We start from the raw sequence: 26,266 nt of genomic DNA, 5'->3' as shown, positions 1-26,266 counted from the left end.
AAAACACAACATATGGTATTTCATCCTGATGAACAATTTTCAATCATTCGGCCGCACAGCACCCGCCATCGACGTCATTCACTCGGTCGATGAGTACCTCGAGCGGCAGGACTGGCGCGTCAACGCCAATGCCAATCAGGGCTATTCCCTGGGCGGCCTGATTCTCAACACCTCGGGCAAAATGATCGCCAATTACTGGCTCAGCCACGTCTATCCCGAGGCCATCGGCCAGGCTCACCGGCAGGCCGATCTGCACATCCACGACCTTGACATGCTCTCGGGCTATTGCGCCGGCTGGTCGCTGCGCACCCTGCTCGCCGAGGGCCTTAACGGCGTGCCCGGCAAGATCGACTCCGCCCCCCCGCGCCACCTGTCCAGTGCCGTCGGCCAGATCGTCAATTTCCTCGGCACGCTGCAAAACGAATGGGCCGGCGCGCAGGCCTTCAGCTCGTTTGACACCTATATGGCGCCCTTCATCCGCAAGGACGCGATGGACGACGCGCAGGTGCGCCAGTGCATCCAGGAAATGATCCACAACCTGAACGTGCCTTCGCGCTGGGGCACCCAGACACCATTCACCAACCTGACCTTCGACTGGACCTGCCCCGAGGATCTGCGCGACCAGACGCCACTCATCGGTGGCGAGGAGATGCCCTTTTCCTACGGCGAGCTACAGGCCGAGATGGACATGATCAACCGCGCCTACATCGAGGTCATGATGGCGGGCGACGCCAAGGGTCGAGCCTTCACCTTTCCCATCCCCACCTACAACATCACCCCCGATTTCGACTGGCACAGCCCCAATGCCGAACGCCTGTTCCAGATGACGGCCAAGTACGGCTTGCCGTACTTCCAGAACTTCATCAATTCGGAACTCAAACCCAACATGATCCGCTCCATGTGCTGCCGGCTGCAACTCGACCTGCGCGAGCTGCTCAAGCGCGGCAACGGCCTGTTCGGCTCGGCCGAGCAGACCGGATCGCTGGGGGTGGTCACGATCAACTGCGCGCGCCTGGGCCATCGGCACCGGGGTGACGAGGCGGCCCTGTACGCGCGTCTGGACGAACTGCTGGCGCTGGGGCGCGACAGCCTCGAGATCAAGCGCCGCGTCATTCAGCAGTACATGGACAAGGGCCTGTTTCCCTATACCCGCCGCTACCTGGGCACCCTGCGCAATCATTTCTCGACCCTGGGGGTCAACGGCATCAACGAGATGATCCGCAACTTCACCGCCGATGAACACGACCTGACCACGCCCTGGGGCCACGCCTTCGCCGTGCGCCTGCTGGACCACGTGCGCGCGCGCATGGTCGAATTTCAGGAGCAGACCGGCCACATGTACAACCTCGAGGCGACCCCCGCCGAGGGCACGACCTATCGCTTCGCCAAGGAAGACCGCAAGCGCCACCCCGGCATACTGCAGGCCGGCACCGCCGACATGCCCTACTACACCAATTCCTCGCAACTGCCGGTGGGCTTCACCGACGACCCCTTCGAGGCCCTGGAGCGCCAGGACGAGCTGCAGCGCAAGTACACCGGCGGCACCGTGCTGCACTTGTACATGACCGAGCCGCTGTCCTCGGCGCAGGCATGCCGTACGCTGGTGCGGCGTGCCCTGGGCCGCTTTTCACTCCCCTACCTCACCGTTACGCCGACGTTCTCGATCTGCCCGCGGCACGGCTACCTGCCCGGCAAGCACGAATTCTGCCCGCATTGCGATGACGAGCTCATCGCCCGCAAGCAGCGGGAAATCCCTGGCGGACCGACCGCCCAGGATACGGGCGCCCTCGCCTGAACCGGGCTCGCAAAGCCCATCCATCACCCCAGACCAAGGAGCATTCACCATGACACATACCATCACCCTGCGCGCCGACGAACGCCAGCCCTGCGAAATCTGGACCCGCGTCATGGGCTACCACCGCCCCATGTCATCCTTCAACATCGGGAAAAAGGGCGAATTCCACGAACGCCGCTACTTCGTAGAGCGCCGCGACAGCCAGGCGCCCGCGCGCCGGGCGGCCTAAGGCCGCGTGGGTCTGCGTACCACCGCCCCGCGCATCGCGCCGGGGCGCGGCGAGGCGCACCTCAAGGTCGGCGGGCTCGTGCCCTTCACGGCGACGGACTTTCCCGGCCTGCTGTCGGCCGTGGTCTTCATCCAGGGCTGCCCCTGGCGCTGCGGCTATTGCCACAATCCGCACCTGCAGCCCCGCACCCCCGGCAGCCCCCTGGAATGGGGCGAAGTCCTGGCCCTGCTCGAACGCCGTGTCGGCCTGATCGACGGCGTGGTGTTCAGCGGTGGGGAACCCACCATGGATCCGGGCCTCGGCCCGGCCATCCACCAAGTGCGGGCGCTGGGCTATCGCATCGGCCTGCACACGGGCGGCACGCACCCGCGCCGGCTGGCGCAGGTCCTGCCGGACATCGACTGGGTGGGACTGGACATCAAGGCCGGCTTTTCAGCCTACGAGCGCGTGACGCGGGTGGCCGGCAGCGGCCGGCCGGCCCGCGACAGCCTGCGGGCCGTACTGGACAGCGGGGTGAACTTCGAATGCCGTACCACGGCGCATCCCGATCTGATCGGCGCCGACGAGTTGCTGGCCCTGGGCCACGAGCTGGCCGGCCTGGGCGTGCGGCACTACGCGGTCCAGGTCTTTCGCCCGCAGGGCTGTGCGGACGACACGCTGAACGCCCATGGACGTTCTCTGCGGGATTGGCCGGGCGACGCGGCGCGGGATGCGTTGGCCGCCTTATTCGAAAGCTTTGAATTGAGGCGCGGCTGAGAAACCGCAAGCGGCTCGGATCCGCCAGGCATCGGGGAATCCGCAGGGACTCCCCGGTGCCTGGCTTATTCCCGCATGGCATCCATTAGCATGCGCGCGGTGGAATCGGCGAAGCTGCGCCGCACGATCAGTTCCCAGGCATCGCCCCGATCCCCCAGGGGCCGCAGCAGCATGTCGGCCTTGAAGAAGTGCGACTGGGCGCACTGTCCCAGAGTCAGGGCACGCGGATGCAGATCCAGGGGACACCCGGCATTGAGGACGTTGGCAGCCTCCGGGCCCCGCACCTGCAAGACGGAATAGCCGCTGGTCTGATCCGTCACGGCAAACCAATGGCCCGTCAGCGCCTGCTCGACTCGCGCCGCCAGCGTGGTTTCACCCGACGCGTCGGCGCGCAGCAGCCATTCGTCGGGGGCCAGCCACAAAGCCGTCATACCCCCCGCCTGCGTGACCGTGTTGGGCCGCAGCGGCAAATCCAGGCCCAGGCTGGCGCGCACGGCATCCCGCATGGGCTGCGAGGCCGGATCCAGGCGCAGATTGGCCAGCGCAACGCCGAGCTGCTCGGTCAGTTCGGCCGCATCCGAGACCCGATACGCCAGGGGCAGGCCGTGGCGGGCGTGCAGGCCAACCAGCGGAGTTTCAATTTCAGTCGACATTTTGACGTGCTCCTTCGGGGTCGTAGAACACCGTGCCGCAGACACGAGCGGGCATGAACTGGCCATCGGCCGTGGCGACGATCACGTCCTGGTCCATCCTGGACTGACCGTCCTTGAGCAAGGCCATGGCGATCGAACGCCCCAGGGCCGGACTCATGTAGCTGGAGGTCACATGACCGAACATCGGCGCCAGCGGCGCGTGCGTTTCGCTCAGCAGAATCTGCCCCCCCTCGGGCAGGACGCACTGGGGATCGCGGGCCAGCAGCCCGACCAGTTGCTTGCGGCCCGGCCCCTGGGTGTCGCTGCGCGTGAGCGAGCGCTTGCCCAGGCAGTCCTTGGTCTTGGCCACCATGCCACCCATGCCAAGATCCAGCGGCGAAACCGAGCCGTCCGTCTCCTGGCCGACGATGATGTAGCCTTTCTCGCCGCGCAGCACGTGCATGGCTTCCGTCCCGTAGGGGGTGATGCCGTAGGGCGCCCCCGCCGACATCAGCAGATCGACCACGCGGCGGCCGCTATCGGCCGGGGTGTAAATCTCGTAGGACAGCTCGCCCGAGAAGCTGACCCGCAAAATCCGGGCAAAGACGCCGTCTATCGTGCCTTCCTTGAAACTCATGAAGGGGAAGGCCTCATTGCCGAAGTCGATGTCCTTGCACACCGCGCTCAACACCTTGCGCGCCTGCGGCCCGGCGACCGTTGCCACGGAATACTGGTCCGTGATCGAAGTCAGGTAGACGCGAAAATCCGGCCATTCGGTCTGCAGCCAGCGCTCCATCCAGCTCATGACGCGTGCCGCGCCGCCGGTGGTGGTCGTCATGATGAAATGATCCTCGGACAGGCGGATGCTGACGCCATCGTCCATGACCATGCCGTTCTCATCCAGCAGCAGGCCGTAGCGGCAGCGCCCCGGCTGCAGCTTGGTCCAGGAATTGACGTAGAGGCGATTGAGGAACTCGACGGCGTCCGGACCGCGCACATCGATCTTGCCCAAGGTGCTGTAGTCCAGTATCCCGACGGCATGGCGCACCGCCAGACACTCGCGCTGCACCGCGGCATGCATGTCCTCGCCTGGTTTCGGGTAGTAGTGGGCGCGCTTCCAGTTGCCAACGTCCTCGAACAAGGCGCCCTGGGCCACGTTCCAGTCATATAGGCAGGTCTTGCGGATCGGATCGAAATAGTCGCCCAATTCACGCCCGGCGATGGCGCCGAAGCTGACCGGCGTGTAATTCGGCCGGAACGTGGTGGTGCCCGTTTCGGGGATGCTTTGCTTCAGCACCTCGGCCAGCACCGCCATCCCGTTGATGTTGCCCAGCTTGCCCTGATCGGTGCCGAAACCCATCGCCGTGTAGCGTTTGACGTGCTCCACTGATTGGTAGCCTTCGCGAACCGCCAGGTAGATGTCGGACACGGACACATCGTTCTGATAATCGATGAACTGCTTGGGGCCCCGGTTGGCTTGCTCTCCCTTGCCGACCGACCACAGCGGCAGCAGAGGCGACTCCTCGAGCGAACGGGCCGACCAGGCGGGCAGGTCGACGGGCTGCGCCCCGACCGCGCCTTGCGCGGCGCGCAGGCCCGCCCGCGCGCCGCCGTCCAGTGCGGACTGCAGGCTGAAATCCCCATTGGCGGCGCCCGCGCTGCTTTGCGGCTGCGCCGCCGCATCCGGCACAAAGCACGCCCGGTCGTCGCACCAGCGGGGGCGGCCCCGGGATTGCGCATACAGGTGCACCACTGGATTCCATCCACCGGACATGGCCAGCAGGTCGCAAGGCAGCACATCCACCGCCTCGAGCAGTCGGGCCCCATGCCCGCGCAGCCGGACGCTCGTGACATGCGTGCCGCCCTTGGCCTCGACGACCACCGCCTGATGGATCACCCGGATCCCCAGACTCGCGGCCTCCTCGGGCAGTGTCCCGTGGCTGAGCACGCGCGGATCGATGACCGTCACCTCGGCGCCATGGCGCTTGAGGTCGATCGCGCACTGATAGGCGCCATCGTGATTGGCGAACACGACGGCGCGGCGCCCCGGCGGCACGCCAAAGCGGTTGATGTAGGTGGACACGGCTCCGGCCAGCATCACACCGGGAATGTCGTTGTTGCCGAACACCATGGGCCGTTCGTGGGCGCCGGTCGCCAGCACGACATGGCGGGCGCGAATCTTCCAGACCCGTTCACGCACCCCGCTGCGACGGTCGACCGGCAGATGATCATGCAGCCGTTGGCAGGCCGTGACCAGATTATGGTCCTGGTAACCGAAGGCGGTCGTGCGCTGCAGCACCCGCACCTGCGGCAAGTCCCGCAACTCGGCCACGCGCTCGGCCACCCACTCGTTGGCGGGCCGGCCATCGATCTGCTCCAGATCGCCCAGCAGGCTGCCGCCCGCCTCGGCGTCATCATCGACCAGGATCACCCGGGCGCCCGTGCGGCCCGCGGCGCAAGCCGCCGCCAGCCCGGCCGGGCCCGCGCCGATCACCAGCACATCGCAGTGCGCGTAGCGCTTTTCATAGCGGTCCGGGTCGGGGACCTCGGGAACCGTCCCCAGTCCGGCGGCATCGCGGATGCGTTCCTCGTATTTGCTCCACCAGCTCCGTGGCCACATGAAGGTCTTATAGTAGAAACCCGCGGGAATGAAGCGCGCGAAACGCTGCATGATCGCCATGCGATCACGTTCGATATCCGGCTTGGCATTCACACTGGCGGCGACCAGGCCCTCATAAAGCTCCACCTCGGTGGCGCGCGCATTGGGCACGGTGTAGGGGCCGCGCTCCAGTTGCACCAGCGCGTTGGGCTCCTCGACGCCGGCCGTCATGATGCCGCGCGGGCGATGGTACTTAAAACTGCGGGCGACGAAATGCACGCCGTTGGCCAGCAGGGCCGCCGCCAGGGTGTCCCCCTGGAATCCGGTGTAGGCCTTGCCGTTGAAGGTGAAGTTCAAGGGGATGCCGCGCTGAATGCGCCCTCCCTCGGACAGACGGCTGATCTGGCTCATATCGTCTCCTTGGTGCCGGCAAAGGTTTCGTAGCCCTGGAAGTCATAGGTCCTGGTGTCGCGCTCGGCGATGAACCAACGGCGGCAGCCATGGGTATGCACCCACTGCTCACGGAACAGCCCAAAGGTATTGCGACGCATGAACACATAGTCGCCCCACTGCCGGTCGTCCATCGACGCGTTGTCCACGGGTCGGGCGATGTCGGCCTCGCCGCCATAGCTGAATTCGCTTTCGGCGCGCTCGCCGCACCAGGGGCATTTGATCTGCAGCATGAAATCTCCTCAGTGGGCCACGGCAGCGGCACCGTGCTCATCGATCAGGTGGCCACTATAGAAACGGTCGATGGAAAAAGCCTTGTTCAAGGGATGCGGCTCATCGTGCGCCACCGTGTGCGCAAACACCCAACCCGAGCCCGGCGTCGCCTTGAAGCCACCCGTGCCCCAGCCGCAATTGAAATACAGCCCCTTGACGTCGGTCTTGCTGATGATCGGGCAGGCGTCGGGCGACACATCGACAATACCGCCCCACTGGCGGTTCATGCGCACGCGGCTCAGGGATGGGAACATCTCGACGATGGCCTGCAGGGTGCGCTCGATGTTCTGGAAACTGCCGCGCTGACCATAGCCCAGGTACTGGTCGATGCCGGCGCCAATCACCAGATCACCCTTGTCCGACTGGCTGATATAGGCATGCACGGCGTTGGACATGATGACGGTATCGATACAAGGTTTAACTGGCTCAGACACCAGCGCCTGCAAGGGATGGCTCTCGATCGGCAAGCGGATGCCAGCCATGTCGGCCAGCACGCTGGTATGGCCAGCCACCACCACAGCGATCTTCTTGGCCTTGATGAAACCCTTGCCCGTCTCGACGCCCTCGACCGCGCCGTCTTTCTTGCGGATATTGGTGACGGGGCAGTTCTGGATGATGTGCACCCCCAGGCGGTCGGCTGCGCGCGCGAATCCCCAGGCCACGGCATCATGTCGCGCCACGCCGCCGCGAGGCTGGAACGAGCCGCCCAGCACCGGATAGCGGCTGTTCAGATTGATGTTGGGGACCATTTCCTTGACCTGCGCCGGCGTGACCCATCGGCCGTCCACACCGTTGTAGCGATTGGCATTGATGCGCCGCTGGGTGTCGCGGACCTCCTGCAAGTTGTGGGCCAGATTCAAGACGCCGCGCTGGCTGAACATCACGTTGTAGTTCAGGTCCTGCGACAGGCCCTCCCAGAGCTGCATGGCCTTTTCATAGAGCTGGGCGGATTCATCCCAAAGGTAATTGGAACGCACGATGGTCGTATTGCGGGCCGTGTTGCCACCACCCAGCCAGCCTTTTTCCAGGACGGCGACATTGCGCACGCCATGGACCTTGGCCAGATAGTAGGCGGTGGCCAGGCCGTGGCCCCCGGCCCCGACGACCACGACGTCGTATTCGCGCTTGGGCTCGGGGCTGTGCCAGACCCGCCCCCAGCGTTCGTTGTGGCTCAGCCCGTTGCGGATCAGGCTGAAAATCGAGTAGCGATTACTCATGGTCTCCTCGCTCATATGACGGCGCACCCCTCCGGGCTGCATGGGTGCAGTACATCAAAAGCGGGCGGGACCCGATAGAACTATTCCGCCGTTCCGATGGAAGAATCTGGCGGTTCGGCATGCCGGGCGACCGCCGCGGTGCATACGAATTCGAGTGCCCCCTGGCCGACTGGCGGCCACCGCGCCAGGCGAGCATCCCTCTCATGCCGGACAATTCAACCCCCCTGGCGCTTTCGTTCTATTCACGCCATACGCTCCGATGGTGTAGTAGCCCGCAGACGGCGCCGGCATGCCGAGCGACGCCACAGCCTCGGACAAGGAGACCCACCCCCATGCGGACCCCACCGCCACTCGCCCCGCCGCTCGGGGCCACCCCATTCTGTCTGACCGTGTCCTGCCCCAGCCAGGCTGGCCAGGTAGCCGCCATCGTATCCTTTCTGGACCAGCGCCAAGGCTACATCGATGAATTCACGGTCTTCGACGAAAAGGACACCCAGCAATTCTTCGTGCGCTGCGTCTTTCATACCGAAGGGCCGCAGGCCCTGGACCTTGCATCCCTGAACCGGGATTTCACGGAGCTGGCGCGGCGCTTTTCCATGCGCTGGGCCATCCACGACCTGTCCCAACGCCCCAAGGTGCTGATCCTCGTGTCCAGGCTCGAACATTGCCTGGCGGACCTGCTGTTTCGCACCCGCATGGGGGAGCTGCCGATGGATGTCGCCGCCATCGCCTCGAACCACGACACCCTGCGCGGCCATGCCGACGCCGCCGGCATCGCTTTTCACCACCTGCCAGTCGGCAACGACAACCGGCCGCAACAGGAAGCCGCCATCCTGGACCTGGCCCGATCGACCGGCGCCGAGCTCGTCATCCTGGCGCGCTACATGCAGATCCTGCGTCCCGAAACCAGCAAAGCGCTGGCCGGCCGTGCCATCAATATCCACCACTCATTCCTGCCCGGCTTCAAGGGCGCCCGCCCCTATCACCAGGCCTACGAGCGCGGCGTCAAAGTGATCGGCGCGACCGCCCATTTCGTCACCGACGATCTGGACGAAGGCCCGATCATCGCTCAGTCCGTCGAGCCCGTGAACCACGCGCAAAGCCCGGAACAACTGCTGGCCACCGGCCGCAACCTGGAGTGCCGGGCGCTGGCCCAGGCAGTGCGCGATTATCTGGAGCGTCGGGTCTTCATCAACGGCCACAGGACGGTGGTGCTGTAGCCACGCCGCCGCCACCGGATGCCGCGGGCGCCGAATGAATCGGCACCCGCGGCATCCGCTGCTTGCGGTTCAGCCGAAGTAAGCCTGCTGGACTTCGGTATTGTTGCGCAGCGCCTCGGTCGGCCCCTCCGCCACCACGCGTCCCTGCATCAGGACATACCCGTAATGCGCGACCGCCAAGGTCTGGTGCACGTTCTGCTCAACCAACAGCACGGTGACGCCCAGCGCATTGATGCGCTCGATGACGCTGAAGGTTTCCTTGACGAACAAAGGCGACAGACCCAGTGACGGCTCGTCGATCAGCATGATCCCGGGCGCGGACATCAATCCGCGGCCGATCGAGAGCATCGCCTGCTCGCCGCCGGACATGGTGCCGGCGAGCTGGCTCTCGCGCTCGCGCAGGCGCGGGAAAATTTCAAACACCTGCTCCATGCGCGCTTGGACGATCGCCGGATTGCGTTCCCGGAATGCCCCGATGCGCAGGTTCTCGCGCACCGTCATTTTCGGAAATACCCGGCGCCCCTCGGGGATGCAGGCGATGCCGGCATGATTGATCCGGTGCGTCGCCAGGCCCGTGATATCCTGCTCGCCCAGCATCACCCGGCCCGATCGCGGTGGCGTCAAAGCCAGGATGGAACGAATCAGAGTGGTCTTGCCCGAGCCGTTCGAGCCCAGGATGCAAGTCACCTTGCCCGGCGTCACCCGAATCGAGACATCGCTGAGCACATCGGCCTTGTCGTAGGCCGTATAGATATGCTCCAGCCGGAGTTCAAGCTGATTTTCCATCACGATTGCCCCAGATAAGCCTGTTGCACATCCGCATTGGCGGCGATCTCGCGATACGAGCCCTCGCACAACTTGCGGCCATAGTTGAGCACCACGCAACGGTCCGTGATGCGTTCGATGACGTTCATCTCATGTTCGATGATGACCACGGACAAGCCCGGAATGCGCTTGCGCACCGCCAGGATGTCGTCCATCAGCTCGCGGGTTTCCTCGTGCGTCATTCCCGCCGAGGGTTCGTCGAGCAACAGCAGCCGGGGCCGGCTGATGAGCGCGCGGCAGATTTCGATGCGGCGCCGGTCGATCATGGTGACGGAGCCGGCCGGGTCGAGCACCCGGTCCGCCAGCTTGGCATTGAAGACCCCAAGCAGTTCGCGCGCCTCGTCGAAGGCCTGCTTGATCTGGCGCCGCAACGCGCCGCGGCGCATCAAATTGAACCACAAGCTATGGTCAAGGCCCTGGTGATTGCCCACCATCACATTGTCGAAAATGGACAACGACAGGCACAGGCGCGAGCGCTGGAAAGTGCGCGTGATGCCGGCCCTGTAGATCTGCTGCGCGGTGTAACGGGTGATATCGCGGCCATCGAACACGAACTGGCCGCCGCTGGCCAAGTACACGCCGGTGATGACATTGAAGCACGTCGTCTTGCCCGAACCGTTCGGCCCCAGCAGGCCCAGCACCTCGCCGCCATAGACGTCCAGATCGAGGCTGTCTAGCGCCACCAGGCCGCCGAAGTGCATGCTCAGGCCGCGGCAGGAAAGCAATGCATCGCTCATTTCACGCTCCCTTTGGCAATCAGCGTGCGCAGGGGCCGCCGAAACAGGCCATCGGGCCGGAACAGCAGGATCAGGATGACCGCTATGCCATACAGCAAGAAACGATATTCCTGGATCGCCTGCAACTTTTCGGGTAGCAACAGGACAATGGCCGCCGCCGGAAACACCGCCCATTGGTTGCCCATGCCTCCCAGCACAATGATGGACAGCAGGATCAGCGAATCGGCAAAGGTAAAGCTGGTGGGCGCAACAAAGCCCGTCATCAGGCCGAAGCAGGCGCCGGCGATGCCCGCAAACAGATTGCCGATAATGAAAACCGTGATCTTCCAGCGCGCGATGTTGATGCCGAAAGTGGCCGCCGCGACCTCGTCGATACGCACCGTGTCGAAACTCACTCCGATCCAGGAGCGCTCGATGCGGCGGGAGGCGACAAAGCATATGACCAGCAGGCCAAAGATCAGGAGGGCGTAGTTGGCGTAGAAGGAAAACGTCAGCCCGAACAGCGTCAGATCCTGACTCAGATCCCAGCCAAACAGGTTCATGCCGGGCACCAGGATCCCCTGAGGCCCGCCCAGGGTGTCGTTGACCTCCAGAAAGGAACGAAACATCGTACCGAAGGCGATCGTCACCAGGGCCGCATAGTGGCCCCGCGTGCGCAGCACGGGCAGGAGGAGCAGGGAGCCCAGCAAGGCCGCCATCAAGCCGCCGCTGAGGATCACCAGCACATGCGGCATGGCGGTATTCACCGACAGGACAGCGGCGGTGTAGGCACCGGTACCGAAGAAGGCCGCGGCGGCAAAGTTCATCACTCCGCAAAGACCGGTCTGCAGGTTCAAGCCCAGGCACACGATGCTGTAGAGCATGAGCGTGGACAGCAGCAGCAGCGAGAAATGCTCCGAGCGCAGCACCACGACCACCACAAGGAAGGCCAGGCCGATGCCCAGGTTCGATGCCGTGCTCCAGGTGGCCATGCCGTGCGAGGCGCTGGCGAACCAGCCCGTGCGTCGCGCAATGAGGCCCCCGCCCACGGCCACGACGAGCGCGAGCAGCATGTTGAATTCATTTTCCGCATGCATGAGAAAGATCACGAAGGCCGCCATCGCGGCAATCCCCGCCAGAACGGCGATCAGATCTGGAATGCGTCTTTCGATCGTCATTGTCTTATACCCGTTCCGAAGATTTTTCGCCGATCAGGCCCGTGGGCTTGAAGGCCAGCATCACAATAATCAAGCCGAACGCCACGACTTCCTTGTAGGCGCTGGGCAGCGGCAACAGCACCACCGTCGCGATCTGGATTGCGGCAAACAGAAAGCCGCCCAAGATCGCGCCATAGATATTGCCCAGACCGCCAACGACCGCCGCGCTAAAACCGATGACCGCCAGCATCAGGCCATTGCCGAAGTACACCTCGCGGTAATACAGCCCGTTCATGAGGCCGGCCATGGCCGCCAGGCCGGATCCCAGGCCGAACGTTGCCAGCACCACCCAGCGGAAGTTGATGCCCATGACGCGCGCCGTCTCGCCGTCCTGCGCAACGGCGCGGATGGCCAGGCCCAGACGGCTGTGATTAATCAATGCATGCACCGCCCAAATCACGATCAAGCCCACCACGACCAGGATCAGGGTATCGATTCGCAGTTCAAAAGTGCCGAACACCAGGGAATTGGTGGGCAGCAGTTCGGGAAACGGCTGCGGGTTCGAGCCGCTGGGGTAGAACAGGCGGATCGCTTCGCGAATCACCGTGCCGATCATCAAGGTGATCAATAAGGTGATGAAGGCCGGGGCCTCACGCAACGGCAGCACGCAATACTGGGCAATCAAGGCGCCCAATACCACCATGCTGCTCACCGACACGATGGTGATCACCAACAGGTGCACCCAAGTCTGCTCCACGCCCACGGCGTGCAATCCAAGATAGGTGGCCAACCCGACAAAGGCGCCCAGGGTCACCACATCGCCATGCGAGAACTTTATAACGTCGAGTACTCCGAAAAACAGGGTAAAGCCGACGGCGACCATCGCATAGATGACGCCCAGCATCACGCCGTTCCAGATGTACAGTCCTATGAATCCGAGGTCCATGGAATCTTTCCGGGTAGCGCCTGCCCGCGCGCCTGCAAGTCATGCACGGCACGGGTCGATGGCGAGGTTTCAGAAAAAGGGGCCGCCTGAGAACATCCGCGGCCCCCGGCCGGTCAACGGCCCTTGAGCTTGCGCTTGCCGGTGGCGTACTCGCTGTCTTCCCAGTCGATCCACTTGCCGTCCTGAACCACGTACTTGGTGGTGGACGGATTGATGTTCTGGCCATGATCGTCGAAGGTCACCTTGCCGATGATGGCCTCGTAGTCCTTCACATCCGCCAACGCATCAAGGATTTTTTCGCGATCCGGACCCACGCGCTCGATCACATCGATCGCCAATTGCGTGGCCGTGAACGCGTAGGGGCCATAGGCCTCGAACGGCTCGTTGTACTTCTGCTTGGCATATTCCTCGAGGAAGAACTTGCCGCCGGGCAGCCTGTCGACGGGCGGCATGTCATACATCGCCATGACGCCCTCGGCAAGATCACCCGCCCCCTTGAGGAAGGCATCGCCCACCATGCCCGATGTGCCCTGGAACTGCGCGTCGATGCCCAGGCGGTCCATCTGGGTGACCCCACGCACCGACAGCGGCGTCAGATTGCCGTAGAAAATGATCTCGGGCTTGAGCTCCTTGATCTTGGTGAGCTCGGCATTCAGGTCTTGCTGGTCAACGCCCACGCCAAAGCTCGCCAGCATCTCGCCCGGGGTATCCTCGGTGAGGAACTTGTTGAAGTAATGGAACATGGACTTACCATAGTCCGTCGTGTCATAGATGGCCGCCCAGCGCCGGTAGCCCATGTCCGTAAAGAACTTGGCGGCGACTTTATTCTGCGAAATCAGCGTCGCGCTGACCCGGTGCATGCTGCGCGTTTTCTTTTTGTAGGTCACATCCGGGTGTACCGCCGCCCACACGATGACCGGCGCCTTGAAACGCTCATAGACATCCACCGTGGCAACCGCCACCGCCGAACAGTAGTGGGGAATAATCACCATGATGGATTTATCGGCGGCCGCCCGCGTCGCCACCTGGACGCCGACGTTGGGCTTGCACTCATCATCCAGGCTGACCAGCTCGAACTGATACTTGGATTTGGGATCGGCGTTATGCAGCTTGACAGCAAGATCGGCGGAATTGCGCCCCCCGAGCCCGTGTGAAGAATTGGAACCGCTCAGCGGGCCGATGAACGCCAGCTTCACCGTTTCCTTGGCGCTGGCGATGCCGGCCGTGCCCACCATCAACGCGAGCGAGGCCATCACAGCACCCGCCTTGAGCATCAATTTCTTGTTCATGACTCCTCCTATTGGTTTTCATGTCGAGATGCTTGCGACCGGTTTCACCGCCGCTTCGCCCGCATCACTTTTCTACTTCTGCAACGTCACCGTGAAAGTGCAATGCGCATGGCCCTGCGCCTGGCACGCCGACTCTTCACACACGGCCCGCAGCACGGGCCGCCGCTCGCGATTGACCCAATCCATGGCGCCAGCGAACCAGCCGGCGAACATATAGCACAGCAGGCCCTGCGCCTCGGGCTGGCCGAGCACCATGGACGAATGGCGCAAGCGAATGCGCGCATGGGCACGCTCTGGATCCACCTCGATGAAATCGAACAAGCCCCAGCCGCGGCTGGACAGGCGATCCAGGTAATGCGAAAACACATCCAGGCCCTGCTTGCCGTGGGTCACCGCCTCGGCATCGCACCAGGTATAGGCCGAGGTGTGGCCGGCCTCATAGAGCTGCTTGGCGTAGACCTCGCGCCCTACCGCGCGCTCGATGGCCGCATGGTTATTGACAAAGAAATGACGCGGCACGTACAACATGGGCAGGCCGTCGGTCATCCACACACCGCTGTCTGGATCGACATCGATAGGCACACGAGGTTCCATGGTCTCACTCCCCTGATAGCGTGATGATCGGTATGCCGGTCCGGCACTCAGTGGCGCGCCGGCGCCCAGACCTCGCCGAACACGCGCATCCAGTTCTCGCCCAGCACCTTGCGGATGCGCGTCTCCGTCCAGTCGGCGCGTTCCATCGCGGCCGTGAGGTTGGGGAAGTCGCCGATGGTGGCCATGCCGGCGGGGTTCTTGATGGTGCCGAAATCGGTCAAGCGGCGGTAACGGCCCTTGTCGTGGGTGATCCAGTCGAAGAAGGCCTGGTCATGTCCCTGGGTGAAATCGGTCCCGATGCCCACGGCATCCTCGCCGATCAAATTGATCACGTAGCCGATGGCTTCCACATAGTCGTCGACGGTGGACTCGATCCCGCGTCGCAGGAAGGGCGGGAACATGGTCACGCCGACGAAGCCGCCGCGATCGGCGATGAAGCGCAAGGCCTCGTCGCTCTTGTTGCGCGGATGATCCTTGAGGCCCGAAGGCAGGCAGTGGGAATAGCACACCGGCTTGGAGGACGCGAGGATCGTTTCCTCGGACGTGCGCGCCCCGACGTGCGACAGGTCGACCATGATGCCGACACGGTTCATTTCAGCCACGACCTCGCGGCCATAGTCCGACAGGCCGCTATCGCGCTCGTAGCACCCCGTGCCGATCAGGTTCTGCGTGTTGTAGCACAACTGCACCACACGGACGCCCATGTCGGCGAACGCCTCGACATTGCCCAGCGAGTCCTCGAAGGCATGAGCATTCTGGAATCCGAGGATGATGCCGGTGTGACCATCGCGCTTGGCCTTGAGGACATCATCGGTCGTGCGCACCAACGCGACCAGGTCGCTGTTTTCACGGATCATCGCCTTCATGCGTGCGATATTGTTGACCGTGTCCTGGAAACCCTCCCAGACGGAGACCGTGCAATTGGTTGCGGTCAGCCCACCTTTGCGCATGTCCGCAAAGACGCTGCGGTCCCATTTGGAAATAATCAGACCATCGATGACGATGCCGTCCTGGTGCAGGCGACTCATGAGCAAGCTCCTCGATTCTTATAATGTGACGGTGCCGAACAACATCCGGCGACGCTCTTAGTACAGCAAAGCTAGAGGGTTCACATATAGAACAACCGCGACATAGGGTCAGAAGAAAGAAGCCATACCCTCGGCGTGGTCGGATTTCAGAAGAAACGCTCTCGATCCGGGTAGCATTCCCCGTAGTCCTCATCCTGCATGTCGGCCCGAGGAGCGGGCGCGGGGGCCAGCGGCGCGACCACGCCGTGATGCTCGCGATAAGCCCCGGGCGAGACACCGAAGGTCCGCCGAAACTCTCGTCCCATATGCGATGCATCGGCGAAACCCGCCCCCGAGGCGATCGAGGAAATGGGGCGTCCAGTGTGCAGGAGCAGCCACTTTGCCATGCGCAGGCGGATTTGGCGCGCATAGATTTGGGGCGACGCCCCCAGGGACTCTTTAAAAAGACGCTGTAGCTGACGTACCGAGACGCCGACCTTTGCCGATAGCGCCTCCATGGACAGCGGTTGGCTGAGATGTTGTTCCATCAGCAACACCGCGCGCTTTACCTTGGGGTGCGTCGTCGGCGCAAGCCCCGCGGGTTGAGGCTGCGGCGCATCGAAACGCGCCGACTCGTCCACCTGCAGAATGCGCAAGGCTTTCTTGACGACACCCGCATCGATGTGCCGCACCAGGATGGCCGCCGCGACGTCGATGGAGGCCCGCCCGCCCGAACAGGTGACGCGACGGCGGTCGATCACATAAAGACGTTCGGAAACGATCAGATTCTCATCCGCCGCCGGAAAGCGCTCGAGGAAATCCCAGTAGTGAAACCAGCTGATACACACCCGGTGATCCTTCAGAACACCGGCGCGCATGAGCGCGAAAACACCGGTGCACACCCCAACCAGGGTGGCGCGGGTTTGCCCGACCGTATGCAGATAGGACAAGATCGCCTCGCTGGTCGTGGAGCCTGAATGCAGCAGGCCGCCCACCACGACGACATAGTCGTACTCATCGGCATCGCCGAACGTGGCCCAGGGTGCGATCTGTATGCCGCAACTGGAGCGCACCGGCGCCAGATTTTCTCCCACGACGCACCATGTACAGCGCACCGGCCGGCTATTGTCGCCCTCGTCGCTGGACAAGCGCAGCATATCGATGAAGCCGGATAGCGCGGTCAGGGTGAAGTTGGGCAACAGGACGATCCCGAAACGCACCGGGGCCGCGGGCTCTGGCATTCCGTCCCTTGGCTTTTCCTGTTCAAAGTGACGCGCAGTCATGACTGAAGTACCCCCATCGCAATGCCATGAACCAGGCAAGTCGCGCGCAGAGCGCGCCTCGCAGGAGACAATATAATGTTTTCGGCCCCGCTGCGTATCAGAGATTTTGATCCCGGGCGCTACGCGGCAGCCGCCGGACACGCCACGCGCCTGGGCACCCGGTGCGTCAAGCCCGCCAGCAGGTCGTTGGCGATCGTGCTGGATGACCACGCGACCTCATCGACGCTGGGGCCGCCGTCACCCCACAGCACCACGGGGGAGCCCACCTGCGCCAGAGGCGCCGGATCCAGATCCACGGACAGCATGTCCATCGAGACCCGCCCCACCAGCCGGGTCCGGACGCCCGCCACCGTCACAGGGGTCCCGGTAATGGCATGACGGGGATAGCCGTCCGCATAGCCGCAAGCGACGATGCCGATCCGCATGTCGTGATCCGTGCGAAACGCATGGCCGTAGCCGATGGCCTCGCCCGCCGGCAGGACATGCGTGCTGATCAACTCGGCACTCAGCGTCATGGCCGGCCGCAGCCCCAGGGTGGCGGCGTGGCGGCCGATGTAGGGGGAGGCCCCGTACAGACAGATTCCGGGGCGGACCCACTGGTCAGCCCCCGGCACGGCGGCCGCCAGCCCGGGGAAAAGAACCGCCGCCGAATTGCATGCGCTGACCGGGCCGGGCAAATCGGCCGCCACACGTCGAAAGCAATCCAATTGCGCCCGCGTCACGGCCAGGTCGTCATCCGCGCGGGCGAAATGGGTCATCTTGCCCACCGCCGCCAAGGTGCCGGCCGCCTGCAGCGCCAGCGCCCGGCCGAAAACGGCGCGATACTCATCGGGCTGGAACCCCAGCCGATGCATGCCGGAATTCAGCATGATGTACGCCTCGATGCCCGACACACTGGAATCGGCGGCCAGCATGTCCAATTGCGCATGACTGTGGACTACGGTGCTGATCCGATGACGGGCCAGGACGCCCAGGTCGGCCGGCCTGAAGAAACCCTCGAGCAGCAGGATCGGCCGCCGCCACCCCAGCTCGCGGCAGCGCAGCGCCTCCTGGATGTCCAGCAAGGCAAGGCCATCGGCCGTTGCAAAGCCGCGCACGGCCGCCTCCAGCCCATGGCCATAGGCATTGGCTTTGACGACCGCCCAGATGCGGGCGGGGGTCGCCGTATCGGCTGACAGGCGGCCAGCCACCAGGCCCAGGTTGTGCCGCAGAGCCTGCGGATCGACGGTGGCTAGGATCGGGCGCGACATGGTGGTTCCTCGGGAACGATGGGGAGATCTTTCAGACGGCGCCCGCCAGACGCCTGCCTCGCTCGCGGAAGCTCTGGCGGATGTCCTCTGGCACCAGCGCGCCGCCCGTGCTCCAGACAAGGTGCGTCGCCCCGTCCATGCGCGCCTCCAGGTGCTGGCGCTGCAAGTACGCGCGTCCCTGCGGCGTATCCAGCACCTGGAGCGGCCCCCGCAGGCCGGTGGCGGCCGAGGGCTCGACATAAATGCCTTCCAGTTCCTCGAGGCGCCAGGCATCGGCATAGAAGATCGCCTCATCGACGGTAAAGACGCCCGACAACAGGCTGGCCATCAAGGGTGCGGCCAAGGGCGAGGCCAGGCCGACCGCCAAGCCGTCCGCCTCGGTCCGGTTGTCCAGCCCGACGTCATAGACCGATACGGGCCGCTCGATCCCACAGGCCAGTTGCACCAGCATGCAGGGCGAGGCGGTCGGCTCGACGAAGAAGCCGTGCACGTGGCGGCCGAACAGGCGCTTCAAGCCGTACAGAATGCCGCCCGGCGCCCCGCCGACCCCGCAGGGCAGGTAGACGAACAGCGGGTGATCGGCATCGACCGGACGCCCGACCGCCCGCAACTGCTCTTGCAGCTCATGTGCGGCCGCCGCATACCCCAAAAACAAGGCCTCGGAGCGCTCATCGTCCACGAAATGCATCAGCGGATCGGCCTGCGCAATGGCACGCCCGGCCTCGACGGCGGCGGCGTAGTCCCCCGGATGCTCGACCACCTCGATGCCACGGTCGCGCAGGCGCTGCTTCTTCCATTCCTTGGCGTCCGCGGACATGTGCACGACGGCCCGCAGCCCCAGCCCGGCGCCGATCAGGCCGATGCCCAGGCCCAGGTTTCCGGTGCTGCCGACCGCCAGGGTATGGCGCCCCAGCACCGCCCGCGCCTGCGGCCCGGCCAACACGCGACGATCGGTCTCATCGCCCAACACACCCGCCTCAGCGCCGATGCGCTCGGCCAGCGACAAGACCTCGTGAAAGCCGCCGCGCGCCTTGACCGAGCCCGCCACCGGCAACGCATCGTCGCGCTTCAGCAACCAGACGCCGGCCGGCCCGGATGGCGCCATGCCATCCCGGAAACGAGGGATCGGCACCAGGGGCGAGATCAGCCGCCCGGCGCTGGCCTGCAATTCGGGAAACACCTGCCGCAACAGGCCGGCGCAACGGGCGAACCGGACCTCGGCCAATGCCGGATCCAGGTGCGACGTCCCACCATCGGCCTGCGGGTCATAACCCGGATTCAACCACAACAAGGGCTGCCGCTCGATCAGACCCTCGGGCAAGCGACTGCGCAATGCCGCAACGTCGGTATTCATGTGCCACTCCTGTGTGCCACGGCCGGGGGCAAAACGTTCATTCATCGAGTCGCGACCCCCGCCTTTGCCCTATAGGATGCCACGCTGGACGAGTATTGCAACATGACGGCCACATCGCGAACGGGGGCTTCGCCGCGCCGCTGGCGGACGGTCCGCCTTGCACACCGCGCTTCTGCACACGGCCGGCGGCGGCCGGCATGTCATTCGCATGCCTGCACTTTGGCGCGAACGTACAAGCGGGAAAGCCTGGCTTCCCTAGAATGGGTCATGAGCCGCCTCCGACCCTCCTCGGAACCGCCTGGCGGCAAACTCATTCACTACGGGAGACACCATGTTTTCAGGAAAGGAACAGATCCAGGGCTTCGACGACGCGCTATGGGCGGCCATGCAGGCCGAAAGCCAGCGCCAGGAGGAACACATCGAGTTGATCGCCTCGGAAAACTACGCCAGCCCACGCGTCATGCAGGCCCAGGGCACCAAGCTCACCAACAAATACGCCGAAGGCTATCCCGGCAAGCGCTATTACGGCGGCTGCGAACACGTGGACGTGGTGGAGCAACTGGCCATCGATCGCACGTGCGAGCTCTTTGGCGCCGACTGGGCCAATGTGCAGCCGCATTCCGGCTCGCAGGCCAACGCGGCGGTCTATCTGGCCCTGCTGCAACCGGGCGATACGCTGATGGGCATGAGCCTGGCCCACGGCGGGCACCTGACCCACGGGGCCAAGGTCAGCTCCTCGGGCCGCCTGTACCACGCCGTCCAGTACGGCCTGGACCAACACGACCTGATCGACTATGACGAGGTCGAGCGGCTGGCGCTGGAACACCGCCCCAAAATGATCGTGGCCGGCTTTTCGGCCTATTCCCAGATTCTGGACTTTCCCCGGTTCCGCCAGATCGCCGATCAGGTCGATGCCCTGTTCATGGTGGACATGGCCCATTTCGCCGGCTTGGTGGCTGCGGGCCTGTATCCCAACCCCGTCCCCCATGCCGATATCGTCACGACCACCACGCACAAGACCTTGCGCGGCCCACGCGGTGGATTGATCATGGGCCGGGCCAATCCGGACATCCAGAAGAAAATCCAGTCCGCCGTGTTTCCCGGCGCCCAGGGCGGCCCGCTGATGCACGTCATCGCTGCCAAGGCCGTGGCGCTCAAGGAAGCCATGCAACCTGAATTCCGCGACTACCAGCAGCGCGTGCTGGACAACGCCAAGGCGATGGCCGAGGTCTTCGTCGAACACGGCCTGCGCATCGTCTCGGGCGGCACCTACGATCACTTGTTTCTGGTGGATCTGTCGGCCAAAGGGATTACCGGAAAGGCCGCCGACGCGGCCCTGGGGGCCGCCCATATCACCGTCAACAAAAACGCGGTTCCGAACGACCCTCAGCCCCCCTTCGTCACCAGCGGCATCCGGATCGGATCCCCAGCCATCACGACCCGGGGTTTCCAGGTCGAGCAGGCCCGCCAGTTGGCGGGCTGGATGTGCGAAATCCTGGACGATCCGGACAACCGCGCAACCATAGACCGCATCCGGGGACAGGTGATCGAGCTCTGCCGCCGCTTTCCGGTCTACCGCGAACGGACGGAGCCGGTCACGATATGACCCGTGCGCCACGGGGCGCCAGCCGCTGCTGCAGGGCCTGCGCCAGGCCACGCAGCACGGCGCGCGGCTGGAACACCGCCATGTCGATGGAGTCCAGCGTGTTCTTGACCATCAGACCCAGTTCCGTGTCGCCCTCGATCACCAGGCGGCGGCTGAAGAACAAGGTGTCCGGATCCTCGCGACGTTGCAGCAGACGGTGGAAGTCCCAGGCATCGGCGCGAAAGGTCAAATCGGGCCCGGCCCCATCATGCCGGGCGGCCCGGAAAGCGCCGTCGCGCCAGGTGTAGTCGAAACGCAGTCCCGCATCCGCCACGTGGATGCGCAGCGAGCGACCCTCGAGCCGCTGCAGGGTGTCGGGATGCAGGTGGCGGGCGAGCAACAGATTCAGCCCGGTGACGAAGAGCACCGAGCCCGGATAGCGGGGCAGATGACCGAACACCCGGGCAAAAGGCTCGGGAATACGATAGGCAGGGGTCGAGGGGGCTTGCACGTTGGGGCTCCAGCAAATAAATGAAATCAGGCCATGGTCGCCTGCGGCGGCACCATGTCCAGCCCGGCGCGCCCGTGCCAGTAACCATTGCACGGCCCGGCCGGCATCAGCGGGACCAGGCGCGCATGCGCCTCGCCCGCGTCCGCGCGGGCCTCGAGCACGTCGCGAAACGCCGCGACCACCTGGTCCATGTCCCGCGACTGAGGGCTGAGGCGCAACACGTCCACCCCCAGTGTCCGCAAGGCTGCGAGCTCGTGGATCAGGGTGTAGACCAGCGCCGACTGGGTCTGGATGCCGTTGATGGTCAGGAACGGCTGGGATTCCTTGGTTTCCAGCAGCAGGCCGTCGGGATGGTCCATGCAGACGTACTGGCAGTTGTCCTTGGGAAAGTTGCGATTGCGCGCGGTAAAGCAGCGTGCCGAGAACGCCAACGGCATCCGGCCGTAGGCGAACACCTCGGTCTGCAGGCCGGCGGGGCGGCCCTGCTGCAACTGCGCCAGACCCTCGCGTCCCATTTCCAGGGGCATGGTCCAGCGCGTCGCGCCCAGGCCCGCGATCACCTCGAGCGTGGGCGTGTTGTAGATGTTCAGGAACGGGCCGGCGACAAAGGGCTGGCCCTGCATGAGATGCACCGCGCCCATGTCGTTGGCCTCGACGGCGTAGCGGTCGTTGCCGGCGATCTTGCGCAAGGTGTTGAGGTCGGCGCCGGATTCCAGCAGGACCTGGGTGGACAGCACCACGGCCTTGCCGGCCTCGGCCAGCATGTCGGCGACCTCGATCCAGTCGGGCAGGCGCAGTTCATGGCGCCGCGAACAGACGGTTTCCCCCAGGTAGACGATATCGACGGGCCATTCGCGCACGGACTCGTAGAACTGGAGGGTCGCGACGCGCGGCCAATAGTATTGCAAGGGTCCCAAGGCGAGTTTCATGTTTGCCGGCCTCCGCGTCATTTCCAGGGCCGATGATAGGCGCCCAGCGTATGCTGCTGGCCCTCGGCCACCTTGTTCAGTTCGGTCATCCACGCGGGTTTGACCGAGTAGCGCGCCGCGCTGACGCACGCCAGATCGATGGCCTCGCGCCAGACCCGCGTGACCTGCGCGACGTAGGCGGGGCTGCGCTGGCGGCCCTCGATCTTGATCGCCCGCACCCCCATGGCCATGAGCCTGGGCAGCAGCTCGAGCGTGTTCAGGCTGGTGGGCTCCTCGAGGGCGTAGTAGTTCTCGCCCGCCACATCGAAGCGGCCCTTGCACAAGGTCGGATAGCCCGCGTTCTCGCCCTCTGTGTAACGGTCGATCAGCACGCCGTTCAGTCGCGATTCCAGGCCCTTGCCGGTTTGCTGCCAGCGCACGTGGCGCGCCGGCGAGCATACGCCGTGTGTATTGGGCGATTCGCCCGTTGCATAGGATGACAGCGCGCAGCGCCCCTCGACCATGACGCACAGGCTGCCGAAGCCGAACACCTCGATCTCGACCGGCGTGTTCTCGGCCACCTGCTCGACCTGGGCCACGGACAGCACGCGCGGCAATACCGCGCGCGCCACACCGAAGTGCCGGTGATACCAATTGATCGCCTCGTAGTTGGTGGCCGACCCCTGGACCGACAAGTGCAGGCGCAAGTCGGGATAGCGCCCGCTGGCGTAGGCCATGAGGCCCGGATCAGCCACGATGACCGCGTCGACGCCGGCATCGGCGGCGCGATCGACGGCGGCGCGCCACAAGGCCCAGGCGTCCGGCTGTGGATAGGTGTTCAGGGCGAGGAAGACCTTGCGGCCACGGTCATGGGCATAGCGCATGCCCTCGGCAATGGCCGCCGCGTCGAAGTTCAGGCCCGCGAAATTGCGGGCGTTGGTCGCGTCGCGAAAACCTAGATAGACGCAATCGGCGCCGTGATCAACGGCGGCCTTGAGAGCGGGCAGGCTGCCGGCGGGACAGACGAGTTCGAAGCCGGAAACGTCGCGGTGGTGGACGACGCCCGGTCGGGCTTGGGAAAACGGTGGGGGCATGGCGGAACCATCGGAAACATGAGGCCGCCAGCGCTGGATACCGTACGGGACGGTCGCGGGCCTCGGCATTGACAACAACAGCACTATGCGCTGATTCGGAGCTGGCATCCTTAATCCCGATCAAGAGACATGACACCTGCCGGTCGGCGCTGCAGCGCGCAGGGTCTTGAGTGCCCGCGCCTGCGCAATCGTGTAAGGTATGCGCGACCCCTGTCACAGGACACTCGACATGAACGATCCCGACATTGCACTGGACGTGCGCGGCATGGCCCCGCCCGAGCCAATGGAGCATTGCCTCGAGGCGCTGTCCAGCCTGACGGCCGGCCAGCGGCTACGCATGAGCATCGACCGCGATCCCATCCCGCTCTACCAGATCCTCGCGCGAAGCGGCTACGCTCACGATACGGTCTTCGAGGGCACCCACTACGTCGTGACGATCTGGCACGCGGCCTCGGGCGGCCCGGACGGGCGCTGATCCATGCAGCGCGCACTGGCCTTTGACAACACACCCGCCCTGCGGGTGCCGCTGCCCTTTTTCCTCAACGTCCCGGCGTTCGCCCTGCTGGCTGGCCTGCTGGCGCTCTGGGCCGGCCCCCAGGCCTTCGACTCGCGCTGGGCGCCGACCACGCTCGCCCTGACCCACCTGTTTACCCTGGGCGTGCTGGGCAGCGCCATGCTGGGCGCCATGATGCAGATCCTGCCCGTGGCCTGCAACGTGCCCTTTCCCCGGGCCACGCGCGTCTCGGCCTGGGTCCATGGCTTGCTGACCACGGGCACCCTCAGCCTCGCCTGGGCCTTTCTGTCGATGCGCGCCTGGGCGTTCCAGGCATCTGCGGGCCTGCTGGGAACGGCTTTCGCCGTCTTCATCGGCGGTGCCGGCCTCGCCCTCTGGCGCCATCGGCACCAGGTCTACAAGGGCGCGCGGGAAATCCTGGTGCCCGTGCGCGCGGCCCTCGCCGGCCTGGCCCTGACGGCCGTCCTGGGCGTGGCGCTGGCCGGCGCCCTGGGCCACGGGCGCGGTCTGCCGGGGCTGATCGACTGGCACGCGCTCTGGGGCCTGGCCGGTTGGGCCGGCCTCCTGCTGATCAGCATGTCCTTCCAACTGATCCCGATCTTTCAAGTGACCGAGATCTACCCCAAGCCCCTGACCCGCTGGCTACCCTTCGTCATCCCAGGGCTGCTGCTGGCCTGGACGGCGCTGGACGCCACCGATGGCCTGCCGCCGCTGATGAGAGAAACGGCCGAGCTCCTGCTGCTGGCCGCCTACGTGGTCTACGCCCTCACCACCTGGCACCTGCTCCAGCACCGCAAGCGACCGCGCGCCGAGCCCACCACCTGGTTCTGGCACCTCGCCATGCTGTGCCTCATTGCCTGCGCCCCGTTGTGGATCTGGCTCACCGGCGATGCCGGCGCGCGCGCGCCGCTGACCCTGGGCATCTGCATCATCGTGGGCGCGCTGTGGTCGGCGGTCAACGGCATGCTCTACAAGATCATGCCCTTTCTGCTGTGGAAGCACGCGCAGGACCACATGGTGATCCCGGATCACGACCCCGCACAGGTCCGCGCCTACCTGCTCGTGATGCCCAAGATGACCGCCTATATCCCCGAGAGCCGCGCGCTGGGCCAGTTCGTCGTGCATACGCTGGCGGTCGCCGCCTGGCTCGGCGCGGGCCTGGGCCTGCCTGGCTGCGCCTGGGCGGCCGGCGGCCTGCTTGCCGTCTCGGCGGCCTGGCTGGCCCTGAACATGGGCTGCGCCCTATGGACCTACCGCCGCACCCTGCGCGCCATGGCCGCGCTGCCCCTGGCGGCCGCCGCCCCCGGGAACACAAGCCGGCCCGCGGCGTGAGGCCGGCTAGCCGTGGTAATGAATCAGGGCGCTCATCTCCAGGATCGTGATCTCGCGGCCGCGCACACGGATCAGTCGCTTGTCGCTGAGCTCGCGCAGAATGCGCGAGAAATGCTCGGGCGTGAGATTCAGGCGCGACGCGATCACGGCCTTGCTGGTCTCGAGGCGAAACGGCGCGGCCTCGTCGCCGGCCAGGCCCTTGAGCAGATAGCCAATCACGCGCTGCGCGCCCGAGCGCAGCGAATACGCCTCGACATCGCCCATGAGGCTGTGCAGGCGCATGCTCAAGCCGGCAAGCATCTTGCGGGCGATGGCCGGCCGCCGATCGAGCTCGTCGAACAGGGCTTCGCGCCCGACATGCAGCAACAGCGAATCGGCCAGGGCCTGGGCCGTGACGATGTAGTCCTTGCCCATGAACATCAGGGCCTCGCCGAAACTGTCACCCGGACCAATCAGGCGCACGACTTTTTCATCGCCCGACATGGACACGAACATGAGCTTGATCTGTCCATAGATCACGATATGAAAGCCCAGGCAGGGTTCGCCACGCCGGAAAATAATGTCGCCGCGCGCGACATGCAGCTCAGTGGTGCCCATGGCGATGGGTTCGAGCTCGGCGGGGGGCAGCTCGTTGAACAAGGGCACCTGTGCCAAATGGTCCTGAATGCGCACGCCGCGCCGCTTTCCACTGCTAGAATCCGTACGAGTCGCCATGTTGGTCGAGCCTCCC

General features: G+C 64.9%; 25 protein-coding genes. 7 read left to right on the top strand and 18 right to left on the bottom strand.

Annotated features, from left to right (window positions below; genetic code table 11):
* The first annotated feature begins 28 nt into the window (after positions 1-28).
* The 3 genes from ABS761_RS02565 to ABS761_RS02555 are packed head-to-tail and all read left to right on the top strand — an operon-like array spanning position 29 to position 2,780.
* Positions 29-1,795, top strand: coding sequence for a ribonucleoside triphosphate reductase (locus ABS761_RS02565; RefSeq protein ID WP_350406449.1), 1,767 nt, complete (start codon positions 29-31; stop codon positions 1,793-1,795).
* 49 nt (positions 1,796-1,844) lie between these two features.
* Positions 1,845-2,024, top strand: a complete 180-nt coding sequence (nrdD, locus tag ABS761_RS02560; protein ID WP_350406447.1) for an anaerobic ribonucleoside-triphosphate reductase — start codon at positions 1,845-1,847, stop codon at positions 2,022-2,024.
* A gap of 6 nt (positions 2,025-2,030) precedes the next feature.
* Positions 2,031-2,780, top strand: a complete 750-nt coding sequence (locus tag ABS761_RS02555; RefSeq protein ID WP_502881360.1) for an anaerobic ribonucleoside-triphosphate reductase activating protein — start codon at positions 2,031-2,033, stop codon at positions 2,778-2,780.
* Positions 2,781-2,845: 65 nt separating this feature from the next.
* On the opposite strand, the gene ABS761_RS02550 is transcribed toward ABS761_RS02555, so the two are convergent.
* From ABS761_RS02550 to ABS761_RS02535, 4 genes are read right to left on the bottom strand one after another with little or no spacing between them, the layout of a single operon-like run.
* Positions 2,846-3,433: a sarcosine oxidase subunit gamma gene (locus ABS761_RS02550; RefSeq protein ID WP_350406446.1), complete on the bottom strand. Its 588-nt coding sequence runs from the start codon at positions 3,431-3,433 to the stop codon at positions 2,846-2,848.
* A complete protein-coding gene (locus ABS761_RS02545; RefSeq protein WP_350406445.1) occupies positions 3,423-6,422 on the bottom strand; it encodes a sarcosine oxidase subunit alpha family protein in 3,000 nt (999 codons plus the stop codon). Before ABS761_RS02545 ends, ABS761_RS02550 begins: the two co-directional genes overlap by 11 nt.
* The gene (locus ABS761_RS02540) at positions 6,419-6,694 is read right to left on the bottom strand and encodes a sarcosine oxidase subunit delta (protein ID WP_350406444.1); all 276 of its coding nucleotides are present in this window, start codon (positions 6,692-6,694) and stop codon (positions 6,419-6,421) included. Before ABS761_RS02540 ends, ABS761_RS02545 begins: the two co-directional genes overlap by 4 nt.
* Positions 6,695-6,703: 9 nt before the next feature.
* Positions 6,704-7,951, bottom strand: a complete 1,248-nt coding sequence (locus ABS761_RS02535; RefSeq protein WP_350406442.1) for a sarcosine oxidase subunit beta family protein — start codon at positions 7,949-7,951, stop codon at positions 6,704-6,706.
* Positions 7,952-8,283: 332 nt separating this feature from the next.
* Between ABS761_RS02535 and purU the strand changes: the two genes are divergently transcribed.
* Positions 8,284-9,171, top strand: a complete 888-nt coding sequence (gene purU, locus ABS761_RS02530; protein ID WP_350406441.1) for a formyltetrahydrofolate deformylase — start codon at positions 8,284-8,286, stop codon at positions 9,169-9,171.
* 69 nt (positions 9,172-9,240) lie between these two features.
* Here purU and ABS761_RS02525 read toward each other — a convergent pair whose 3' ends face one another.
* From ABS761_RS02525 to dsdA, 10 genes are all read right to left on the bottom strand, one after another.
* On the bottom strand, positions 9,241-9,957 hold the full coding sequence (locus ABS761_RS02525) for an ABC transporter ATP-binding protein (protein ID WP_350406439.1): 717 nt from the start codon (positions 9,955-9,957) through the stop codon (positions 9,241-9,243).
* The gene (locus ABS761_RS02520; protein ID WP_350406438.1) at positions 9,957-10,733 is read right to left on the bottom strand and encodes an ABC transporter ATP-binding protein; all 777 of its coding nucleotides are present in this window, start codon (positions 10,731-10,733) and stop codon (positions 9,957-9,959) included. The genes ABS761_RS02525 and ABS761_RS02520 overlap by 1 nt, the downstream gene beginning before the upstream one ends.
* Positions 10,730-11,890 (bottom strand): branched-chain amino acid ABC transporter permease, encoded by a 1,161-nt coding sequence (locus ABS761_RS02515; RefSeq protein WP_350406436.1) that lies wholly within the window; start codon positions 11,888-11,890, stop codon positions 10,730-10,732. The genes ABS761_RS02520 and ABS761_RS02515 overlap by 4 nt, the downstream gene beginning before the upstream one ends.
* Before the next feature lie 4 nt (positions 11,891-11,894).
* Positions 11,895-12,815 (bottom strand): branched-chain amino acid ABC transporter permease, encoded by a 921-nt coding sequence (locus tag ABS761_RS02510; RefSeq protein ID WP_350406434.1) that lies wholly within the window; start codon positions 12,813-12,815, stop codon positions 11,895-11,897.
* Between the two features lie 113 nt (positions 12,816-12,928).
* Positions 12,929-14,104 carry a branched-chain amino acid ABC transporter substrate-binding protein gene (locus tag ABS761_RS02505; RefSeq protein ID WP_350406433.1) on the bottom strand — a complete coding sequence of 392 codons (1,176 nt, stop codon included), beginning with the start codon at positions 14,102-14,104 and terminating at the stop codon, positions 12,929-12,931.
* 72 nt (positions 14,105-14,176) lie between these two features.
* Positions 14,177-14,698, bottom strand: coding sequence for a DUF5943 domain-containing protein (locus tag ABS761_RS02500; protein WP_350406431.1), 522 nt, complete (start codon positions 14,696-14,698; stop codon positions 14,177-14,179).
* A gap of 47 nt (positions 14,699-14,745) precedes the next feature.
* Positions 14,746-15,726, bottom strand: a complete 981-nt coding sequence (locus ABS761_RS02495) for a dipeptidase (RefSeq protein ID WP_350406430.1) — start codon at positions 15,724-15,726, stop codon at positions 14,746-14,748.
* Positions 15,727-15,872: 146 nt separating this feature from the next.
* Positions 15,873-16,946, bottom strand: coding sequence for a GlxA family transcriptional regulator (locus ABS761_RS02490; RefSeq protein ID WP_350406429.1), 1,074 nt, complete (start codon positions 16,944-16,946; stop codon positions 15,873-15,875).
* A gap of 161 nt (positions 16,947-17,107) precedes the next feature.
* Positions 17,108-18,238 (bottom strand): alanine racemase, encoded by a 1,131-nt coding sequence (gene alr / locus ABS761_RS02485; RefSeq protein WP_350406428.1) that lies wholly within the window; start codon positions 18,236-18,238, stop codon positions 17,108-17,110.
* Between the two features lie 31 nt (positions 18,239-18,269).
* Positions 18,270-19,592 carry a D-serine ammonia-lyase gene (gene dsdA / locus ABS761_RS02480; RefSeq protein ID WP_350406427.1) on the bottom strand — a complete coding sequence of 441 codons (1,323 nt, stop codon included), beginning with the start codon at positions 19,590-19,592 and terminating at the stop codon, positions 18,270-18,272.
* 331 nt (positions 19,593-19,923) lie between these two features.
* Between dsdA and glyA the strand changes: the two genes are divergently transcribed.
* Complete coding sequence (glyA, locus tag ABS761_RS02475; protein ID WP_350406425.1) at positions 19,924-21,198, top strand: serine hydroxymethyltransferase; 1,275 nt, start codon at positions 19,924-19,926, stop codon at positions 21,196-21,198.
* On the opposite strand, the gene ubiT is transcribed toward glyA, so the two are convergent.
* Genes ubiT through ubiU form a run of 3 tightly spaced genes read right to left on the bottom strand, consistent with a single transcriptional unit; the run spans position 21,188 to position 23,690 of the window.
* Positions 21,188-21,658: a ubiquinone anaerobic biosynthesis accessory factor UbiT gene (gene ubiT, locus ABS761_RS02470; RefSeq protein ID WP_350406616.1), complete on the bottom strand. Its 471-nt coding sequence runs from the start codon at positions 21,656-21,658 to the stop codon at positions 21,188-21,190. The genes glyA and ubiT overlap by 11 nt on opposite strands.
* A gap of 56 nt (positions 21,659-21,714) precedes the next feature.
* Positions 21,715-22,617, bottom strand: coding sequence for a ubiquinone anaerobic biosynthesis protein UbiV (ubiV, locus tag ABS761_RS02465; protein ID WP_350406424.1), 903 nt, complete (start codon positions 22,615-22,617; stop codon positions 21,715-21,717).
* 17 nt (positions 22,618-22,634) lie between these two features.
* Positions 22,635-23,690, bottom strand: a complete 1,056-nt coding sequence (ubiU, locus tag ABS761_RS02460; RefSeq protein WP_350406423.1) for a ubiquinone anaerobic biosynthesis protein UbiU — start codon at positions 23,688-23,690, stop codon at positions 22,635-22,637.
* A gap of 229 nt (positions 23,691-23,919) precedes the next feature.
* Between ubiU and ABS761_RS02455 the strand changes: the two genes are divergently transcribed.
* Both ABS761_RS02455 and ABS761_RS02450 read left to right on the top strand, forming a co-directional pair.
* Positions 23,920-24,165, top strand: coding sequence for a DUF2249 domain-containing protein (locus ABS761_RS02455; RefSeq protein WP_350406422.1), 246 nt, complete (start codon positions 23,920-23,922; stop codon positions 24,163-24,165).
* Between the two features lie 3 nt (positions 24,166-24,168).
* Entirely contained in the window at positions 24,169-25,536 is a 1,368-nt protein-coding gene (locus ABS761_RS02450) for a hypothetical protein (RefSeq protein ID WP_350406420.1), read from the top strand.
* Positions 25,537-25,542: 6 nt separating this feature from the next.
* Here the strand turns inward: ABS761_RS02450 and ABS761_RS02445 are convergent, their stop codons facing one another.
* The gene (locus ABS761_RS02445; protein WP_350406418.1) at positions 25,543-26,250 is read right to left on the bottom strand and encodes a Crp/Fnr family transcriptional regulator; all 708 of its coding nucleotides are present in this window, start codon (positions 26,248-26,250) and stop codon (positions 25,543-25,545) included.
* Between the last annotated feature and the right edge of the window lie 16 nt (positions 26,251-26,266).

The sequence above is a fragment of the Castellaniella sp. GW247-6E4 genome (assembly GCF_040276065.1).
GTDB lineage: Bacteria > Pseudomonadota > Gammaproteobacteria > Burkholderiales > Burkholderiaceae_B > Castellaniella.
This window is presented reverse-complemented; position numbering and strand designations above follow the sequence as displayed.

Coding starts and splice junctions, on each gene's coding strand:
- ubiV (WP_350406424.1), bottom strand. CDS start 22,617: ATGAAACTCGCCTTGGGACCCTTGCAATACTATTGGCCGCGCGTCGCG.
- ABS761_RS02520 (WP_350406438.1), bottom strand. CDS start 10,733: ATGAGCGATGCATTGCTTTCCTGCCGCGGCCTGAGCATGCACTTCGGC.
- ABS761_RS02545 (WP_350406445.1), bottom strand. CDS start 6,422: ATGAGCCAGATCAGCCGTCTGTCCGAGGGAGGGCGCATTCAGCGCGGC.
- ABS761_RS02455 (WP_350406422.1), top strand. CDS start 23,920: ATGAACGATCCCGACATTGCACTGGACGTGCGCGGCATGGCCCCGCCC.
- ABS761_RS02450 (WP_350406420.1), top strand. CDS start 24,169: ATGCAGCGCGCACTGGCCTTTGACAACACACCCGCCCTGCGGGTGCCG.
- ABS761_RS02495 (WP_350406430.1), bottom strand. CDS start 15,726: ATGAGTCGCCTGCACCAGGACGGCATCGTCATCGATGGTCTGATTATT.
- ABS761_RS02540 (WP_350406444.1), bottom strand. CDS start 6,694: ATGCTGCAGATCAAATGCCCCTGGTGCGGCGAGCGCGCCGAAAGCGAA.
- ABS761_RS02515 (WP_350406436.1), bottom strand. CDS start 11,890: ATGACGATCGAAAGACGCATTCCAGATCTGATCGCCGTTCTGGCGGGG.
- ABS761_RS02490 (WP_350406429.1), bottom strand. CDS start 16,946: ATGCCAGAGCCCGCGGCCCCGGTGCGTTTCGGGATCGTCCTGTTGCCC.
- ABS761_RS02525 (WP_350406439.1), bottom strand. CDS start 9,957: ATGGAAAATCAGCTTGAACTCCGGCTGGAGCATATCTATACGGCCTAC.
- ABS761_RS02565 (WP_350406449.1), top strand. CDS start 29: ATGAACAATTTTCAATCATTCGGCCGCACAGCACCCGCCATCGACGTC.
- dsdA (WP_350406427.1), bottom strand. CDS start 19,592: ATGAATACCGACGTTGCGGCATTGCGCAGTCGCTTGCCCGAGGGTCTG.
- ABS761_RS02535 (WP_350406442.1), bottom strand. CDS start 7,951: ATGAGTAATCGCTACTCGATTTTCAGCCTGATCCGCAACGGGCTGAGC.
- nrdD (WP_350406447.1), top strand. CDS start 1,845: ATGACACATACCATCACCCTGCGCGCCGACGAACGCCAGCCCTGCGAA.
- purU (WP_350406441.1), top strand. CDS start 8,284: ATGCGGACCCCACCGCCACTCGCCCCGCCGCTCGGGGCCACCCCATTC.
- ABS761_RS02500 (WP_350406431.1), bottom strand. CDS start 14,698: ATGGAACCTCGTGTGCCTATCGATGTCGATCCAGACAGCGGTGTGTGG.
- ABS761_RS02550 (WP_350406446.1), bottom strand. CDS start 3,433: ATGTCGACTGAAATTGAAACTCCGCTGGTTGGCCTGCACGCCCGCCAC.
- ABS761_RS02505 (WP_350406433.1), bottom strand. CDS start 14,104: ATGAACAAGAAATTGATGCTCAAGGCGGGTGCTGTGATGGCCTCGCTC.
- alr (WP_350406428.1), bottom strand. CDS start 18,238: ATGTCGCGCCCGATCCTAGCCACCGTCGATCCGCAGGCTCTGCGGCAC.
- ABS761_RS02510 (WP_350406434.1), bottom strand. CDS start 12,815: ATGGACCTCGGATTCATAGGACTGTACATCTGGAACGGCGTGATGCTG.
- ABS761_RS02445 (WP_350406418.1), bottom strand. CDS start 26,250: ATGGCGACTCGTACGGATTCTAGCAGTGGAAAGCGGCGCGGCGTGCGC.
- glyA (WP_350406425.1), top strand. CDS start 19,924: ATGTTTTCAGGAAAGGAACAGATCCAGGGCTTCGACGACGCGCTATGG.
- ubiU (WP_350406423.1), bottom strand. CDS start 23,690: ATGCCCCCACCGTTTTCCCAAGCCCGACCGGGCGTCGTCCACCACCGC.